This is a genomic window from Streptomyces sp. NPDC001549 (assembly GCF_042894025.1).
Taxonomy (GTDB): Bacteria; Actinomycetota; Actinomycetes; order Streptomycetales; family Streptomycetaceae; genus Streptomyces; species Streptomyces kutzneri.
The window spans coordinates 66,780-83,398 of the sequence record NZ_JBIAVJ010000027.1; the positions used below are offsets into that span (position 1 = coordinate 66,780).

The window sequence follows — 16,619 nt, forward strand, 5'->3', positions numbered from 1 at the left end:
GATCCTGCCAGCCGACGCCGACAACGGCGGGAGAACGAAGCGCCGGCCCCGGGTGGACCGGGCGGGTGTCAGCCCATCACGAACTCGCACCATACGCATTTGCCGCCGCCCCGCGGCTCCACGCCCCAGACGTCCGCCAGGCGGTCCACCAGCATCAGGCCGCGCCCCGAGACGCCCGACTCCCCCGCCTCGCGGCGGCGCGGGAGTGCGCTGGAGCGGTCCTCCACCTCCACCCGGAGCCGGCGCTGGGGGCCCGCCAGGACCCGTAGGGTCACGATCGCCGGGCCGTCCGTGTGCATCAGGGCGTTGACGATCAGCTCGTCCGCGACCAGTTCGATCTCGTCGGCCCGTTCCCGCGCGCCCCACGACCGCACCGCCGCCCCGATCATGTGCCGGGCCGCCACCAGGGCCTCCGGGTCGCCCGGTGCCACGTGCTGCTGGAGGCGGCCGCCGCCCTCCTGCTGCGCCACCACGTGGCGGCGCAGCAGGAGCAGCGCCATGTCGTCGTCCCCGCCCCGTTCGTCGACGATCTCGCACAGCAGGTCCGCCAGGAGCTGCAGGTCCGCCGGTCCGCGGCGGATGTGGGAGGTCAGGAGCTGGATTCCGTCGTCGAGGTCGGCGCCGGGCTGTTCCACCAGGCCGTCGGTGCACAGCAGGACCGTTTCCCCGGGGTCCAGCTCCACCGTGGTCACCGGGTACTCCAGGCGGCCGAACTCCGCCGAGAGGCCGAGCGGCATCCCGCCGGCCACCGGGAGCCGGTGGCAGTCCCCGTCGCGGGTGCGCAGCAGCGGGTCGATGTGGCCCGCCCGGACCACCTGGAGGACGCCCGTCGAGAGGTCGGCCTCCACGTAGGTGCAGGTCGCGAACCGGTCGGTGTCCAGCTCGTGGAGGAAGACGGAGGCCCGGGCCATGACCGTGCCGGGCGAGTGCCCCTCGGCGGCGTACGCGCGCAGCACGATCCGGAGCTGGCCCATGACGGCCGCCGCGTGCGTGTCGTGGCCCTGGACGTCGCCGATGACGGCGCCGACCCGGCCACCGGGCAGCGGGATGACGTCGTACCAGTCGCCGCCGATGTCCTGGCCCATCCGGGCGGACCGGTAGCGTACGGCGATCTCCCCGCCGGCCACCGACGGGATCCGCCGCGGCAGCATGGCCTGCTGGAGGCCCTCGGCCAGGTCGTGCTCCTGCTCCAGCAGCATGGCCCGCTGGAGGCTCTGCGCGATGCTGCTGCCCAGGGCGACGAGCAGGTTGCGCTCTTCCTGGGTGAAGCCGTCCTTGTCCTGGTAGAGCAGTCCGATCGCGCCGATCGGACGGGCCTGGGCGATGAGCGGCAGGTAGGCGGCGGCCGAGATCCGCATGTACGAGATCTTCGCCCAGAGCCCTGGGTAGTCCCGGGCGAATTCCTGCGCCGAGTCGAGGAAGCGCGGCTCCAGCGAGCGGACGACCTCGCTCATCGGGTACTGCTCGTCGATGCGGGTGTAGCGGGTGCCGGGGACGAAGCTGTCCTCCGGGCCCTCGGCGACCAGGTGGATCCGGCCGGCTTCGACGAGGCCCATCACCATGCCCATCGAGCCGAGCCGTTCCAGTCCGTGGGCGTCGCCGATGACGTCGATGACGTCCTGCACGGTCCGGGCGTGCGCGAGGGCGGCGGTGGTGGACTCGACCACCGATGTCTGGCGGCGCCGTTCCTCGTCCAGGCCGAGCCGCTCCGCCGAGTGGCTGAGCTCGTCGGTGGCGTCCCGGACGATGCCGATGATCCGGTAGGGGCGGCCGTCCGGGCCGCGCATGACGCGGCCCTGGGTGTGCGTCCAGCGCAGCCGTCCGTCGTGGCAGCGGATGCGGAAGTAGGCGCCGTAGCTGTCCTCGCCGCTCTTGAGGGCGGAGGAGACGAGGGCGTCGAGCCGGGCGCCCTCGGTGGCGGGGACGCGCGGGTCGAGCGACTCCGGCCGGCCGTCGTACTCGTCGGGAGTCGTGTCGAAGACGTCGAGGGCGGCTTCGTCCATGTGCATGAGACCGGTGATCAGGTCCCAGTCGAAACTGCCCATGCGGTTCAGCGAGAGCGACCGGTCCGGGTGTGCGGGCCAGTCGTCCGGCAGCGATACGGTGGTCGGCACCGATCCACCATGACACACGGGCCGGTCAGGCGCTCTCCAGCGGATGGCCCCCGTCCGACGGCTGCGGCTGCAGGTCCGGGACCGCGTACGGGTCGGACGGGTCGTAAGGGGTGTAGGGGTCGGACGGGATGTCCGGGTTGTACGGATCGACGGGGGCGGCGGGGGCGGCGGGGTCGGCGGGCAGCAGGCCCGATCCGTCGGGGTCCAGGGGAAGCAGCCCCAGCTCACCGGGGTCCAGCGGCGGCAGGCCGGCCAGGGGGTCCGAGGGAGTGCCGGACGGCGGCCGCTGCTGCGGCTGCTCCGGTTGCTGCGGCCGGGTGGACGGGTTCGACGGCGTGCCCGGGTTCCGCGGCAGGTTGCCGCCGGTGGAGTTCTGCGAGGCCTGCGGGTCCTGCGGGCAGTCCGTCGCCCCCGGCGTGGGAGCGGCGGGCGCGGCCGGGGCGTTCGGTGAGGCCGGTGAGGCGGGTGAGGCCTGGTTCGGCGGACAGGGGTCGCCGGACGCGGACCCCGGCGGGGTGAGGGGCCCGTCCGGGATGCCGGAGGACGGGTCGTACGGCGGCAGCGCCCTCGGGGGCCGGTCCTGCGCGCCGTCGTCTCCCCGCTTGCGTTCGATCCAGGTGTTGTCGGCGATGTTGACGATCACCAGGTTGTTGATCACATGTGTGGTCGGTTCGATGACGACGACCTGGTTGGCCTGGTAGCCGCTCCACGGGTCGCCCTTGTGCACCGGGGATCCCTTGGCGGTGCGCGGGGAGGCCAGCGGGTTACCGCAGCCGCAGCGGACCCTGGGCATGCCGTGCTCGTCCACGAGGACGGCGGTGCCGGCCTGGAGGACGGACTGGAAGCCGTCGGCGGCGCCGTCGCGGAAGGCGTGGTTGGTGACGCGGGTGTCGGCGCGCAGGACGACGGGCGTCAGGCCGCGCAGGAAGTCGGGGATCTTCCCCTCTTCGATGTTCGACGCCTCGGCGAAGGCCTGGGCCTTGGCCTTGTCGGCGGTCAGGAAGCGGACCTGCTGTTCCACGTCGCAGCTGCCGAGCCGCTGGGTGCCCCCGTACAGGCCGGGGGTGGCCGCGTTGACGGTGCGGATGCCCTGGCCGGTCGGGTTGGGCAGCGGGGGCTGCACGGGGGCGGACTCGGCGGTGGCCGAGGAGGCGGTGAAGGGATCGGGGCCGACGGAGGCCACGGGCTGGAGGTAGACCTCCTGGCTCTCGGCTCCGGGGGCACCCTCCGGCTGCTCCGGGCTGCTGCCGCACGCCGCGGCGAGAAGGCCGAGGAGGGCGAAGAGGGCGGCTCCGGCGGGTGCATGACGACGCGACGCCTGACGCGGTGTCGGAAGTGACGATCCGTTCACTTGAATCTCCCTTTTCGCCCCGGTTGCTCCCTCTTGTCTGCCGCATCCGCGGAGGAGTCGCAACCGGAGCGCGCCTTGAACATGTTCAAGGAACGCCGTAGGCTCACCACCGCGAGTTGAACGCGTTCAAGGCGTTGGACCGCGGCGTTGGGGGGAGTCCAGGGTGACGGTACTGGTGAACGTGATCGTCACCCTGGGCATGCTCTACGTCGTCCCGGCCGGCCTGCGCCTCATCGACCCGGCCCGGCTCCAGCGCACGGCCCGCCTCTGGCCGGTCGCGGCCGCACCCGGAGCCCTGTGCCTGTGGCTGCCGCGCGGCATGCCCGCCACCGCGCTCGCCGCACTGTACGCGGTGGCCTGCCTGGCGCTCGCCGCCCGGGCCCCGGTCCGGCTGCTGCGCGCCCGCTCCCTGACCCCGCCCGCGATAGCCGTCGCCACCGCGCTGGTCTCGCCGTCGATCGCCGCCACCGCCCTGGTCGCCGAACGCGCCGGGTACCGGCTCTTCGGCTTCGACCTCGACATCCTGGCGCTGACCGTGCCCCACTTCCACTTCGCCGGGTTCACCGCCGCCCTGGTCGCCGGGCTGGTGTGCCGCGCCGTGGGCGGCCGCGCCGGGACCGGCGGCCTCGCGCGCTGGGCGGCGTACAGCGTCCCGGCGGGCACCCTGCTCGTACTCCTCGGCTACTTCGTCGACGACTGGGCCGAGCTGCTGGGCGCGGTGGTCCTGACCGGCGGGATGTGGGCCGTGGCCCTGCTCACCTGGCGGGAGGTCCGGCCCGCCGGTGCGGACCGGGCCACGCGGACCCTGCTCGCCACCTCGGCGGCCGTGCTCGTGGCCACCATGCTGCTCGCCCTGTGGTGGGCGGCCGGCGAGGCCACCGGGATCACCCACCCCACCCTGACCTGGATGGCCGCCACCCACGGCCTCGGCAACGCCCTCGGCTTCGCCCTGTGCTCGGTGCTCGCCTGGCGCCGGCTGGCCGCCGGTGCCCGGCCCGCCGACCACCGGCCCGCCGACGCGCGCACCCCCGACGCCCGGCCCGCCGGCCACCGCCCCGCCGACCGCCCGGACCCCCGACCACGCACCACCGCCGACCGAGTGGAGACCTCGCCATGACCCGCCTCATCAGCGCCGGCCTGGACACCGTCAGCTACCCCGACCGGGGCGCGACGGCCCACCGGCCGCTGCCCGCCGGATACAACCACCTGCACCACCGCACCCGCCTCGGACACGGCCGGGCCGTCTTCGAGGCCGCCGGAACCGCGGTTACCACCTTCCACGCCCACCGGACCGCAGGGATGCGCGTGCGGGCCGACGTCGGCGCGGTCCGGCCCGGCAGCCGGGCGGTGGTCGGGATCGGCCTCGGGCCGCTGCGGATCGATGCTCCGTGCCAGGTGATCTGGACCGCGTACGAGCCCGCCCGCATCGGTTTCGCCTACGGAACGCTGGCCGGGCACCCCGAGTGCGGGGAGGAGTCCTTCATCGTGGACATGGACCCGGACGGCACGGTGTGGTTCACGGTCACCGCGTTCAGCCGCCCGAACACCTGGTACACCCGCCTGGCCGGCCCGGTGGTCCCCTTCCTCCAGCTGTCCTTCGCCCGCCTGCTCGGGCACCACCTGCGCAAGCTGGCCGCCACCGCCTGACCGGTCCGATACTGGAGGCGATGGACTGGTTCACGGCGCCCGGATACTGGCTCGCCCGGCTGGTCTTCCAGCGGGCCCTGGCCGGGGTCTACCTCGTCGCCTTCCTCGGGGCCGCCCTGCAGTTCCGGGCCCTGATCGGGGCGCACGGCATGACGCCCGTACCGCGCTACGTACGGTACGTGCCCTTCCGGCGCGCCCCGAGCCTCTTCCAACTGCGCTACTCCGACCGGCTCTTCGCGGGCTGCGCCTGGGGCGGCGCGGCGCTGGCCGCGGCGCTGGCCGCCGGGGCCGGGGACGAGGTGCCGCTGGGCGCGGCCATGGCGATGTGGGCCGTGCTGTGGCTGCTCTACCTCTCGATCGTGAACGTGGGGCAGACCTGGTACTCCTTCGGCTGGGAGTCGCTGCTGCTGGAGGCGGGCTTCCTCGCCGTGTTCCTCGGCAACGCGCGGGCCGGGCCGCCCGTGCTGATGCTGTGGCTGCTGCGCTGGGTGCTCTTCCGCGTGGAATTCGGGGCCGGACTGATCAAGATGCGCGGGGACCGTTGCTGGCGCAAGCTGACCTGCCTGTACTTCCACCACGAGACACAGCCGATGGCCGGGCCGCTGAGCTGGTTCTTCCACCATCTGCCGAAGCCGCTGCACCGGGTGGAGTGCGCGGCCAACCACGTGACGCAACTGATCGTCCCGGTGCTGCTGTTCACCCCGCAGCCCGTGGCCTCGTACGCCGCAGGGATCATCATCGCCACGCAGCTGTGGCTGGTGCTCTCGGGCAATTTCGCCTGGCTGAACTGGCTGACGATCACGCTGGCCGTCTCGGCCGTGGACTTCACCGGGCTCGCGGGCGCTCCCCCGGCGGCCGCCTCGCGCACGGGTCCCGTGTGGTTCGTGGTCCTGGTGTGCGCGGTGACCGTGCTCGTCCTGTTCCTCAGCCGCCACCCGGTGCTCAACATGGTCTCGCGCCGCCAGGTGATGAACCGCTCCTTCGACGCGCTGCACCTGGTCAACACCTACGGGGCCTTCGGCTCGGTCGGCCGGGTCCGGATGGAGGTGGCGGTGGAGGGCACCGCGGACCGGGTGCCGCGCGCGGACGGGGACTGGCGCGAGTACGGCTTCAAGGGCAAAGCGGGTGAACCCGGCCGGATTCCGCGCCAGTTCGCCCCGTACCACCTGCGGCTGGACTGGCTGATGTGGTTCGCCGCGATCTCCCCCGACTACGCGCGGGACTGGTTCGGGCCGTTCGTGGAGCGGCTGCTGGCGGGCGACCGGGACACGCTGCGGCTGCTGCGCGGCAACCCCTTCCCGGACGCCCCGCCCGTCCATGTCCGCGCCCTGCTGTACCGCTACCGGTTCACCACCTGGCGGGAGCGGCGCGAGACGGGGGCCTGGTGGCACCGCACGCTCGTGCGCGAGTACCTCCCGCCGACCCGCCTCGCGGACGCGCGCCGCTCAGAGCCCGAGTAGCGCGGCCTCCCGCTCCGCGGAGATGCCCTTGGCCGGCACGTCGGGGCGCTGCGGGGCGGCTCCGCCGAGCGTGCGCAGCCAGGCCCAGGTGTCGGCCACGGTCTCCTCGACCGGCCGGCACGTCAGGCCGGCCGCCAGCGCCCTGGAGACGTCCCCGCGGTGCATGTGGTCGTAGGCCTCGCCCTCGGGGACCCAGACCGGGAGCTCGGTCCAGGGCTCCACGCCCGCCTCCAGGAGCCGGTCCGGATCGGTCCAGCGCAGCTCGGCGCCGCCCCCGGTGGTGGCGGCGCAGGCGTCGAGGAGTCCGCCCATCGTGGCGTGCCCGGACGGGGAGACCAGGTTGTACGCGCCCCCGCGCCCCGCCTCGGCGGCGTCCAGGGTCCAGCGCGCGAGGTCGCGTACGTCGATGTACTGGATCGGGAGCTCCCGCGGTCCCGGGGCGAGCACCGGGCCGCCGCGGGCGGTGCGATTCAGCCACCACGGCAGCCGGCCGACGTTCTCGTACGGGCCGAGGATCAGCCCGGCGCGCACCAGCAGGGCGCGGTCCGCGAAGGCGTCCAGGGCGGCGAGTTCGCCGCCCCGCTTGTCCTCGGCGTAGGCGGTCGGCCCGGCGTCCGGCGAACCCCCGACCAGGGGGCCGTCCTCGGTGAGACCGGCCGGGGCGGGGTACGCGTACACCGAGCGGCTGGAGATGTACGCGTACCGTCCGGCGCGGTCGCGCAGCAGGCGGGTGCTGTCGCGTACCGCCGTGGGGGCGCCGCCCCAGGTGTCGACGACCAGGTCCCACTCACCGGCACCGAGGGCGGCCAGCCCGTCGGGGGCGGTGCGGTCCCCGTGGAGGGCGGAGGTGCCCGGCGGGGGTGTGTGGTGTCCGCGATGGAAGACGGTCACCTCCCAGCCCCGGGTCAGGGCGTCCTCGGTGAGCGCGCGTCCGACGAATTCGGTACCACCCAGCATCAGCAGCTTCATGCCCGCCAGCCTGCCGGGGCGGGCGGGGCGGCGGAAGCGGTGATCGCCGTCGGCGAAGACGCTCACGGCGTAGCCGGGAGGGGAACCCCACCGGGACCGGGCGGGGAGCCGGGGCGGGCGGGGCAGCGCCCCCGGTGCGCGTGGCACGAGGGGGCGCTTGGCACCGCTGTGCGGACTAGTCGATACCGGGCAGGATGTGCGCTTCCGCCAGGTCGTCCTCGTACCCGGCCAGCCGGATCGGGGCGGATCGGGCCCAGACCTCAAGGCTTCCGAGTTCGTCGGTCCGGGGCTTCGCCCGCGTTCCCGTCCGCTCAATCACCGTCGGTTCGGGCTTTGTCTTCTCAGTCACCGCGCACTCCTTCGTGTCGCGTAACCCGGTAAGCGGACCGCGCGCCGGGCAAGGGATGAAAGGTTTCCGGACGCGGTGGCGCCTTAGTGGAGCGCGGCCCGGATGGGGGCCGTCTTGATGCCCCAGAGTACACATATGAGCGGACCTCCGCTCGATAGGAAGGCAAAATCCGCTGCGCCCTCTTACTTTCGCTCCTAGTTCAGCAAGTCGTGGGTCTGCGGGTACGTAACGGGTGATCTGCTCGATCCCGAACGCGCGGGGTGTGACGGAGGGGGTCGGCGGTGGCGGGGTCCGAAGTGCCCGAGGCTCAAGTCCCTTACGTCACAAGCGTGCTGGAGCTGATGGAGCTGTTGCGCGCCGACCCCGGCGACCGGGGCCTGCGGACCGCGGCCCTGCTGCGCCGCTCGCACCCCTTCGACAAGGAACTGCAGCTCGCGGGCCTGGTGCACCGCCTCGGGCGTTTGCTCCGTCTGAGTGACGGGACGGTTACCGTCGGGGTGGCGGCGGAATCGATCCGCCCGCTGCTGGGCGAGCGGGTGGCCCGGCTGGTGCGGCTGCAGTCGCCGCACCGGCCCGCCGGCGCGGACGGCGGACACCGCGACGACGCGGAGGCCGAGGCGGTGGCGACCCTGTGCCAGGCGCGGGACTCCGCGGCCGTGGCCGGCCTGGACGCGGGCGTGCTGGAGGACTGGCAGCCGCTGCTGGAACTGGTCGCGGCCGGATCCTGCCGGGTCGGGCCCTCCCGGAACGCACTCGACCCCCTCGGTGCGCCGAGGGGGTCGAGCAGGCCGGACAGGGCCTGGTAGGACGGGGAGGGGCTCCGGGGTTACCAGTTCGCCGGGGCGTAGTCCTTGAGGAAGACGCCGAACAGGTCCTCGCCGGCCTCGCCGCGGACGATCGGGTCGTAGACCCGGGCCGCACCGTCGACCAGGTCGAGCGGCGCGTGGAAGCCCTCCTCCGCGAGGCGCAGCTTGTCGAAGTGCGGGCGCTCGTCGGTGATCCAGCCGGTGTCGACCGAGGTCATCAGGATGCGGTCGCTCTGGAACATCTCCTGGCCGCTGGTCCGCGTCACCATGTTCATCGCGGCCTTGGCGGCGTTGGTGTTGGGGTGCCCCGCGCCCTTGTAACCGCGGCTGAAGACGCCCTCCATCGCCGAGACGTTGACGACGTAAGCCCGCCCGTTGGCGGCCTTCCGGGCGGCGTCCGCCATGGCCGGCCGAAGTGCGCTGATCAGGATGAACGGCGACGTGTAGTTGCACAGCTGGGTCTCGAGCAGCTCCACCGGGGAGATCTGGTCGATGGTCTGCACCCAGGTGTTGCTCTCGACGACGTCGGGCAGGAGGCCGCCCGCGTCGATGGCGGTGCCGGCAAGGTGCCGCTCCAGGCTCGCGTTGCCCGCTACCAGGGCGAGGTCGGCGACCTTCTGCGCCTCGAGCCCGCTCACTCCGACGGGCAGCGCCGCCAGGCCGTCGACCGCGCCGGAGTTGAAGGCACCGATGACGTGGTGGGCGGGGAGCTCACCGGCGGGCAGCGGGGCGGTCTCCCCCTCGACCAGCGCCGCGTAGGCGCTGGGCAGGCGGCGCACGGTCTGCGTCGCGTTGTTGATCAGGATGTCGAGCGGGCCGGCCGCGGCCACCTGGTCGGCGAGGGCCACGGACTGGGCCGGGTCGCGCAGGTCGATGCCGACGACCTCCAGGCGGTGCATCCAGTCCGCGGAGTCCTCCATCGCCTTGAAGCGGCGGATGGCGTCCTTGGGGAAGCGCGTGGTGATCGTGGTGTGGGCGCCGTCGCGCAGCAGCCGCAGCGCGATGTACATGCCGATCTTGGCCCGGCCGCCGGTGAGCAGCGCGCGCTTGCCGGTCAGGTCGGCGCGGGCCTCCCGCCTGCTCCGGTTCTCGGCGGCGCACGGCGGGCAGAGCTGGTGGTAGAAGTAGTCGACCTCGACGTACCGCGTCTTGCAGATGTAGCAGGAGCGCGGGCGCTGGAGTATCCCGGCGACGCGGCCGGCCTCCGTGACCGAGGAGGGCAGGATGCCCTCGGTCTCGTCGTCGATGCGCTCGGCGGAGCCGGTGGCGGTGGACTCGGTGACGGCCTTGTCGTTGGCGGTCTTGGCGGCGCGGCGCTCCTGGCGGCGGCGCTGCTTGACCGTCCGGTAGAGGCCGGCGGTGGCGCGGCGTACGGTGATCGCGTCGGGGTGGTCGACGTCGAGCTTGTCCAGCTCGTCGAGCACGCTGAGGCAGAGGGCCAGCCGGTCGGGGTCGATACCGGGCCCGTAGGCGTGCCCGTCGTCGTGGCCGTAGTGCTGGCTGTCTTCGGTCACCGTCATTGCCGCTGCCGTTCCTTGATCACTCGTCCGCATCCGCCTGCTGCGGAAGTCCTCAAAAGGGCCACTGTACGGATCCCGTACGCCCGGAGCCAAACCCGCTCCCGCCGCCCTCACGCAACGGGAGCGGAGCGTCACCGTGCGCGGCGAAAGGGGTGGGGCCGGGGCGCCGTCGGGGTCGCTTTCCGCTGCTGGAGGAGCCACGCTGCGTACTCCCGTACTACGTCGGGAGTATGACTGATCACCACCTGTGGACGGAGGAATAGCGCAGAGGGGTCGGGCATTGTGGACCTTATGAGTGCACTGGCGCTGTCGGTCCTGCTCTGCCTCGTGTCCGCCCTGGCGTACGCGGGTGGCGCGATCGTCCAGGAACGGGTCGCGGCGACCACGCCGGACCGCCCGTACGCCCCGCTGCGCCGGGGTGTCTGGTGGGTGGCGGTGGGGCTGAACGGCCTCGGTGCGCTGCTGCACGTGGTGGCCCTCGCGTACGGGCCGCTGAGCCTGGTCCAGCCGCTGGGTGCCCTGACCATCGTCTTCGCCCTGCCGATGGCCGCCGTCTTCGTACGGCGCCGGGCCGGCGCGGCCGCCTGGCGCGGGGCGGTGCTGGCCACGGTCGGCCTGGCCGGGCTGCTGGCGCTGACCGGCGGGGACGGGCGGCGGACGGACCAGTCGCTGGCGCAGGACGAGCGGCGCATGCTGCTGATGCTCACCGCGGCGCTGGTGCTGGCCCTGTTCCTGGCGGCGTACCGGATGCACCGGGCGGTGCTGCACAGTGTGCTGCTGGCCGCGGCCGCCGGTACGGCCTTCGGCATGGCCTCGGTGTTCACCAAGTCGGTGGCCGAGGACTTCGGGCCGGACGCACTGCCCGGCCAGTGGCCCGACCTCGCGGCGATCGCGGTACTGGCGGCCGGCGGGCTGCTGCTGTCGCAGGCGGCCTACCGGGGCGCCGGGCTGACCGCGCCGCTGGCCACGGTGACGGTGGTCAACCCGGTGGTGGCGGCGACGGTCGGCATCACCCTGTTCGGCGAGAGCTTCCGGTACGGGGCCGCGGGCGCGACGGCGGCGGTGGCCAGCGCCGCGCTCGCGGCGGCCGGCCTGATCCTGCTCACCGTCGTGCCCTCGCGTGTGCGCGGGTCAGATGCGGACCCCGTGGCCGCGGAGGTACTTGAGCGGGTCGATGTCGGAGCCGTAGCCGGGTCCCGTGCGCATCTCGAAGTGCAGGTGCGGGCCCGTGGTGTTGCCGGTCGAGCCGGAGCGGCCGATGCGCTGGCCTCCGGAGACCTGCTGACCGGCCTTGACGCCGAGGGCGGAGAGGTGGGCGTACTGGGAGTACCGGCCGTCGGTGTGCCGGATGACGACCTGGTAGCCGTAGGCCCCGGCCCAGCCGGCGGAGACGACCTGTCCGGGTCCCACCGACTTGACGGTGGTGCCGGTCGCCACCGGGAAGTCGACGCCCGTGTGGTGGCCGCTGGACCAGGAGGATCCCGAGACGCGGTACGCGGTGCCGAGGGCCGCGTCGACGGGGGCGGAGAATCCGCCCGCATCCGGCTTCTGCTGCGCTGAGGCGGGCTCGGGCGCCGGCTTTTCGACGGGCTTCTCGACCGGCTTGGGCGCGGGCTTCTCGGCCGGCTTCCCGGCGGGTTTCTCGGCGGGTTTCTCGGCGGCCGGCTCCACGGGGGCCACCGGGTCGGCGGTCCGCGGCGGCTTCTCGGGGTCCTGCCTGGGCGGCGGCGGCAAGGACGGCGCCGTGGTGACCCGCAGGGTGAGCCGCTGGCCCGGGAAGATCAGGTTCGGGTTGCCGCCGATGGTGGTCCGGTTGGTCTCGTACAGCGCCTGCCAGCCGCCCTCGACGTGCTGGTCGGTGGCGATCGCGGAGAGCGAGTCGCCGGGCGCGACGACGTACGGGTTCGGCAGGACGGAGGTCCCCGTCGGGCGCGGTCCGCCGCCCTGCTCCGGGGTCGTCCGGGCCACGGGGGCCTGTCCCTGCGTCTGCGTCTGCGTCTGCGTCTGCGTCTGCGTCTGCGGGGTGACGGCGGGCGCCGGGCCGCTGCGCGTGAGTCCCGCCTGCTTCCCGCAGTTGGGCCAGGCGCCGGGCCCCTGTCCCTTGAGCACTTTCTCCGCGACCGCCATCTGCTGGTCCTTGGTGGCCAGGTCGGCGCGCGGGGCGTAGGCGGTGCCGCCGAAGGCCCGCCAGGTGCTCTGGCTGAACTGGAGGCCGCCGTAGTACCCGTTGCCGGTGTTGATGCGCCAGTTGTTCGTCGACTCGCAGGAGGCGACCTTGTTCCAGGTGTCCACGGAGGCCGCGTGGGCGACTCCGGCCCCGATGAGCGGGAGCGCGATCCCGGCCCCGCCGGCGGTGACGGCCAGTGAGGCCCGGTTGATGCTGCTCGGCTGATACCGGCGGTGCCGGCCCCGTACACCCATGGGAGCCCCCCTCGAAGACATCAGGAACCGCACAACTTAACGTCGCGATCACAGCATGACAAGAGGCGCAACGGGGCGCATGCCAAAGGAACTTGACTGTAGCTCGGTGAGTAAAAGATCCACCGGGGTCCGCGTGGGGGTAGCTTCGGTGCTCCCCGCCCGCCGAAGGCACACCGAAGCAAGCAGGAGCGCAACGATGAGCACCAGCACAGCCCAGATCGGCGTCACCGGACTCGCTGTCATGGGCAGCAACCTCGCCCGCAACTTCGCCCGCAACGGATTCACCGTGGCCGTCCACAACCGCACGGCCGCCAAGACCACGGCGCTGGTCGAGGAGTTCGGGCACGAGGGCGCCTTCGTGGCGGCCGGGTCGGCGAAGGAGTTCGTCGACGCGCTGGAGCGCCCCCGGCGCATCGTCATCATGGTGAAGGCCGGGGAGCCGACCGATGCCGTGATCCGCGAGTTCGCCCCGCTCCTGGAGGAGGGCGACGTCATCATCGACGGCGGCAACGCGCACTTCGAGGACACCCGGCGCCGCGAACGGGAACTGCGGGAGCACGGACTGCACTTCGTGGGTGTGGGCATCTCCGGCGGCGAGGAGGGCGCGCTGCTCGGGCCGAGCATCATGCCGGGCGGCTCGACCACGTCGTACGCCTCCCTCGGACCGCTGCTGGAGAAGATCTCCGCGAAGGCCGCCGACGGCACGCCGTGCACCTCGCACGTGGGGCCCGACGGCGCCGGACACTTCGTCAAGATGGTGCACAACGGCATCGAGTACGCCGACATGCAGCTCATCGCCGAGGCCTACCACCTGCTGCGCGAGGTGGCGGGCTACTCCCCCGCGAAGATCGCGGAGACCTTCCGGGCGTGGAACCGGGGGCGCCTGGACTCGTACCTGATCGAGATCACGGCGGAGGTGCTCGCGCACACGGACGCCGCGACCGGGCAACCGTTCGTCGACGTCGTGGCCGACGCCGCCGAGCAGAAGGGCACCGGCCGCTGGACCGTGCAGATCGCCCTCGACCTCGGGGTACCGGTGTCGGGGATCGCCGAGGCGGTGTTCGCCCGCGCGGTCTCCGGCCACGCGGACCTGCGGACGGCCGCCCGCGGGCTCGCGGGCCCGACGGCCGCCGCGCTCGCACCGGAGGCGGCGGAGGCCTTCGCCGCCGAGGTGGAGCAGGCGCTGTACGCATCGAAGATCGTCTCGTACACCCAGGGCTTCCACCAGATCCGGGCCGGCAGTGAGGAGTACGGCTGGAACGTGGACCTGGGCGCCGTGGCCTCGCTGTGGCGCGGCGGCTGCATCATCCGGGCCGCGTTCCTGGACCGGATCCGGGCGGCGTACGACGCGCGGCCGGAGCTGCCGAGCCTGCTGGCGGACGCGCACTTCGCCGAGGAGATCGCGGCCGCCCAGGACGGCTGGCGGTCGGTCCTGGTGGCGGCGGTGCGCCAGGGCATCCCGGTTCCCGCCTTCGCGGCCTCACTGGCCTACTACGACGCGCTGCGCGCGGAGCGGCTGCCCGCGGCCCTCACGCAGGGGCAGCGGGACTTCTTCGGGGCGCACACCTACCGGCGGACCGACCGGGAGGGCTCGTTCCACACGCTCTGGAGCGGTGACCGCTCCGAAACCCGTACGTCGTAGGCCGCCCGCGGGCTCTCGCCGGCTCTCGCTAGCTCAGGGGCCCGGGCTGCGGGATCGGCGCGGGCCCCGGCGGCGCGGGGACCGGATCCGGCTCGGGCACCGGAGCGGGCACGGGTGGCACGGGCCGCGGAATGGGCTCGGGATCGGGGAAGGGGCCCGGCCCGGGCACGGGCGGCTGCGTCGCTTCTGCATCTCGCTTTCGCACCATATGGGCCACCTTCCCTCGATTCCGGGTGATATGCCTGCTCTACGGGGCCGAACGCATCGCCAGGCCCGCGGCCAGGCCCGGAGCCGGACTGGAAAGCACCGGGACCGGGCTCGTGGCCAGGTCCGCGGCCCCGGCCATGGAGGCCTGGGCCAGCACGATGACGTCCGCGCCGGTGACGGAGCCGGCGGCCGCGGCGACGCGGGCGAGGTAGCCGGCGGTGTCCCCGGCCTCGAAGCGCTCCCAGGCTCCGGCGACCAGGTGCGTGACGATCGACACGGGCCGGTCACCGGCCTCCTCGGCCAGGAGCTCCCCGGTCGGGGCGAGGGTGGACTCCAGGGCGGCCAGTACGGCGATCCGCGCCCCCGCCCGTACCGCGGCGGCCGCCATCGGCCGGTCCACCCGGAGCACCGGGGCGCCGAGCTCCGGAGCCAGCGACTCCGCGGTCGCCCCGATGGTCGAGCAGGTGACCAGCACGGGCGGCCCCGCTTCCGCGAGCAGCAGCCCCCGAAGGGCCGGAGCCACCGATTCCGGCCCTTCGGCGCGGGCCCGGTCCAGCAGCTCCGGGACCACCAGGTGCCGCAGGACGGCCCCTGGATGGTTCCGGTCGCGCAGGGCGTCGAAGACCGGGACGTGCAGGGGCGAGGTGTGCAGCAGGAGCAGATCGGTCACCAGAGGTCGGGGGCCGCGGCGAGCTGCGCCTTGGCCGCCAGTACGACTTCGGCGGCCGGCTCGGGCGCCTCGTCGGGATGTTTGGCGGCCCAGCTCGCCGCGTACGGGCAGAGCGGCACCACGGGCACCCCCTCGGCGGCGGCGATCCCGTAGAAGGTCTTCACCAGCCCGCCTGCGATACCACGGCCCTCATGGCCCTGCTCGACGATGGTGTGCACCGCGACCAGGGCGTGGGGCGCGTCGGCGAGCACGAAGTACGCGATGCGGCCGACCACCGCCTCGTCCTCGACGGCGAGCAGCCGTCCGGCCTCACGGTCGTCCTGGAACTCGATCGGCATGATCCCCGCCCCCCTCAGACGGCCACGGCGTGCGGGCTGCGCCGCTGGTCCGCACCCGGCACCGGGGCGGAGGGATCCGCACCCAGTTCGACGATCCGGTTGTCGCCGTCCACGTGCACGACGCGGGGCTCGAACACCCGGGCCTCGGCGTCCTCGACCTGCGCGTAGCTGATGAGGATGACCAGGTCCCCGGGGTGCACGAGGTGCGCGGCGGCGCCGTTGATCCCGATGACCCCGGACCCGCGCTCCCCCTCGATGACGTAGGTCTCGAGCCGCGCCCCGTTGGTGATGTCCACGATGTGGACGAGCTCCCCGGGCAGCAGATCGGCCGCGTCCAGCAGGTCGGCGTCAACGGTCACGGAGCCGACGTAGTGCAGGTCGGCCTGGGTGACGGTAGCCCGGTGGATCTTGGACTTGAACATGGTACGAAGCATGTTGGACTCCTATAAGACAGCTCCCTGCCAGCTTTCTGCAGGTCAGGGGCAGTCTCACCCTACACTGACACGCGTCGGATCGAAGGTTAAAAGGAACATCGATTCCCACTGACGAGAAGGCTCCTTGCCAGCACGTCCATGCGAGCCAGGCTCTTGCGGCGCCGCCGAACAGGCGTCGAACCAGACAGCCACTTCGGAGTGTTCGGGGAACGAGCTGACCAGATGCTGACATACCTGACGACACATCAGGCGAAGTGGGGGAGGCAGGACACCTCGCTTCCCCCTGGGAGTGCCTCAGACTTCCCCAACGTGATCAAGTAGCACGCTCCACATCCGGGCCAGTTGCCGTGCCGATGTGTCCGGCTCTTCGGCCTGGCCCCAGGGATGTTCCGCGCGCACCTCAGAAGAGGCCCGTGCAGAGCCAACTTCGGGTTGATCACGACACGCATGTCGCGCGCAATCGCTAGGCGGACGAAGCGGTCAAACTGTTCGTCGGCCAGAATCGCCAACACGGTGAACTCGGACAATTTGATGCCCCGCGGTTCCCAGTTCCCCAGGCTCAACGATCGCCAACTTGCCCTCCTCACGCGCATCGGGGAGGGACGCGACCCCGTCACGTCGGAATCCCCGGAGCTCGCCCACACTCCACGTGCCCTGAAGGAACGGGACCTCATCACCATGCCGAAGGAAG

General features: G+C 72.9%; 14 protein-coding genes and 1 pseudogene. 6 read left to right on the forward strand and 9 right to left on the reverse strand.

Annotation, left to right across the window (positions count from 1 at the left end; translation table 11 throughout):
• Positions 1–68: 68 nt before the first annotated feature.
• Both ACFY04_RS34055 and ACFY04_RS34060 read right to left on the reverse strand, forming a co-directional pair.
• Positions 69–2,132, reverse strand: coding sequence for a SpoIIE family protein phosphatase (locus ACFY04_RS34055; protein ID WP_389122893.1), 2,064 nt, complete (start codon positions 2,130–2,132; stop codon positions 69–71).
• Positions 2,133–2,139: 7 nt separating this feature from the next.
• Positions 2,140–3,465, reverse strand: a complete 1,326-nt coding sequence (locus ACFY04_RS34060) for a DUF6777 domain-containing protein (protein WP_389122896.1) — start codon at positions 3,463–3,465, stop codon at positions 2,140–2,142.
• 163 nt (positions 3,466–3,628) lie between these two features.
• Here ACFY04_RS34060 and ACFY04_RS34065 point away from each other — a divergent pair, with 163 nt between their 5' ends.
• Genes ACFY04_RS34065 through ACFY04_RS34075 form a run of 3 tightly spaced genes read left to right on the forward strand, consistent with a single transcriptional unit; the run spans position 3,629 to position 6,572 of the window.
• The gene (locus ACFY04_RS34065; protein WP_389122899.1) at positions 3,629–4,582 is read left to right on the forward strand and encodes a YndJ family protein; all 954 of its coding nucleotides are present in this window, start codon (positions 3,629–3,631) and stop codon (positions 4,580–4,582) included.
• On the forward strand, positions 4,579–5,112 hold the full coding sequence (locus ACFY04_RS34070) for a DUF1990 family protein (protein WP_389122901.1): 534 nt from the start codon (positions 4,579–4,581) through the stop codon (positions 5,110–5,112). Before ACFY04_RS34065 ends, ACFY04_RS34070 begins: the two co-directional genes overlap by 4 nt.
• Positions 5,113–5,132: 20 nt before the next feature.
• Positions 5,133–6,572, forward strand: coding sequence for a lipase maturation factor family protein (locus tag ACFY04_RS34075; protein WP_389122904.1), 1,440 nt, complete (start codon positions 5,133–5,135; stop codon positions 6,570–6,572).
• On the opposite strand, the gene ACFY04_RS34080 is transcribed toward ACFY04_RS34075, so the two are convergent.
• Both ACFY04_RS34080 and ACFY04_RS34085 read right to left on the reverse strand, forming a co-directional pair.
• On the reverse strand, positions 6,558–7,541 hold the full coding sequence (locus ACFY04_RS34080) for an NAD-dependent epimerase/dehydratase family protein (RefSeq protein ID WP_389123050.1): 984 nt from the start codon (positions 7,539–7,541) through the stop codon (positions 6,558–6,560). The genes ACFY04_RS34075 and ACFY04_RS34080 overlap by 15 nt on opposite strands.
• Before the next feature lie 175 nt (positions 7,542–7,716).
• Positions 7,717–7,890, reverse strand: coding sequence for a hypothetical protein (locus tag ACFY04_RS34085; RefSeq protein ID WP_189742150.1), 174 nt, complete (start codon positions 7,888–7,890; stop codon positions 7,717–7,719).
• Between the two features lie 329 nt (positions 7,891–8,219).
• On the opposite strand from ACFY04_RS34085, the gene ACFY04_RS34090 reads away from it, so the two are divergent.
• Positions 8,220–8,696, forward strand: a complete 477-nt coding sequence (locus ACFY04_RS34090; protein WP_389122907.1) for a hypothetical protein — start codon at positions 8,220–8,222, stop codon at positions 8,694–8,696.
• Positions 8,697–8,716: 20 nt separating this feature from the next.
• Here the strand turns inward: ACFY04_RS34090 and ACFY04_RS34095 are convergent, their stop codons facing one another.
• Positions 8,717–10,216, reverse strand: a complete 1,500-nt coding sequence (locus ACFY04_RS34095) for an SDR family NAD(P)-dependent oxidoreductase (protein ID WP_389122910.1) — start codon at positions 10,214–10,216, stop codon at positions 8,717–8,719.
• Between the two features lie 291 nt (positions 10,217–10,507).
• Between ACFY04_RS34095 and ACFY04_RS34100 the strand changes: the two are divergent.
• A pseudogene (locus ACFY04_RS34100) lies at positions 10,508–11,458 on the forward strand (DMT family transporter); the annotation flags it as partial.
• Here the strand turns inward: ACFY04_RS34100 and ACFY04_RS34105 are convergent.
• Positions 11,348–12,637, reverse strand: coding sequence for a transglycosylase family protein (locus ACFY04_RS34105; RefSeq protein WP_389122913.1), 1,290 nt, complete (start codon positions 12,635–12,637; stop codon positions 11,348–11,350). The pseudogene ACFY04_RS34100 and the gene ACFY04_RS34105 overlap by 111 nt on opposite strands.
• Positions 12,638–12,833: 196 nt before the next feature.
• Here ACFY04_RS34105 and gndA point away from each other — a divergent pair, with 196 nt between their 5' ends.
• Positions 12,834–14,279, forward strand: a complete 1,446-nt coding sequence (gene gndA, locus ACFY04_RS34110; protein ID WP_389122916.1) for an NADP-dependent phosphogluconate dehydrogenase — start codon at positions 12,834–12,836, stop codon at positions 14,277–14,279.
• Positions 14,280–14,526: 247 nt separating this feature from the next.
• On the opposite strand, the gene ACFY04_RS34115 is transcribed toward gndA, so the two are convergent.
• From ACFY04_RS34115 to panD, 3 genes are read right to left on the reverse strand one after another with little or no spacing between them, the layout of a single operon-like run.
• Complete coding sequence (locus tag ACFY04_RS34115; RefSeq protein WP_389122919.1) at positions 14,527–15,156, reverse strand: aspartate/glutamate racemase family protein; 630 nt, start codon at positions 15,154–15,156, stop codon at positions 14,527–14,529.
• The gene (locus tag ACFY04_RS34120; protein ID WP_389122922.1) at positions 15,153–15,494 is read right to left on the reverse strand and encodes a GNAT family N-acetyltransferase; all 342 of its coding nucleotides are present in this window, start codon (positions 15,492–15,494) and stop codon (positions 15,153–15,155) included. Before ACFY04_RS34120 ends, ACFY04_RS34115 begins: the two co-directional genes overlap by 4 nt.
• Positions 15,495–15,508: 14 nt before the next feature.
• A complete protein-coding gene (gene panD, locus ACFY04_RS34125; protein WP_389122925.1) occupies positions 15,509–15,928 on the reverse strand; it encodes an aspartate 1-decarboxylase in 420 nt (139 codons plus the stop codon).
• Positions 15,929–16,619: the final 691 nt, after the last annotated feature.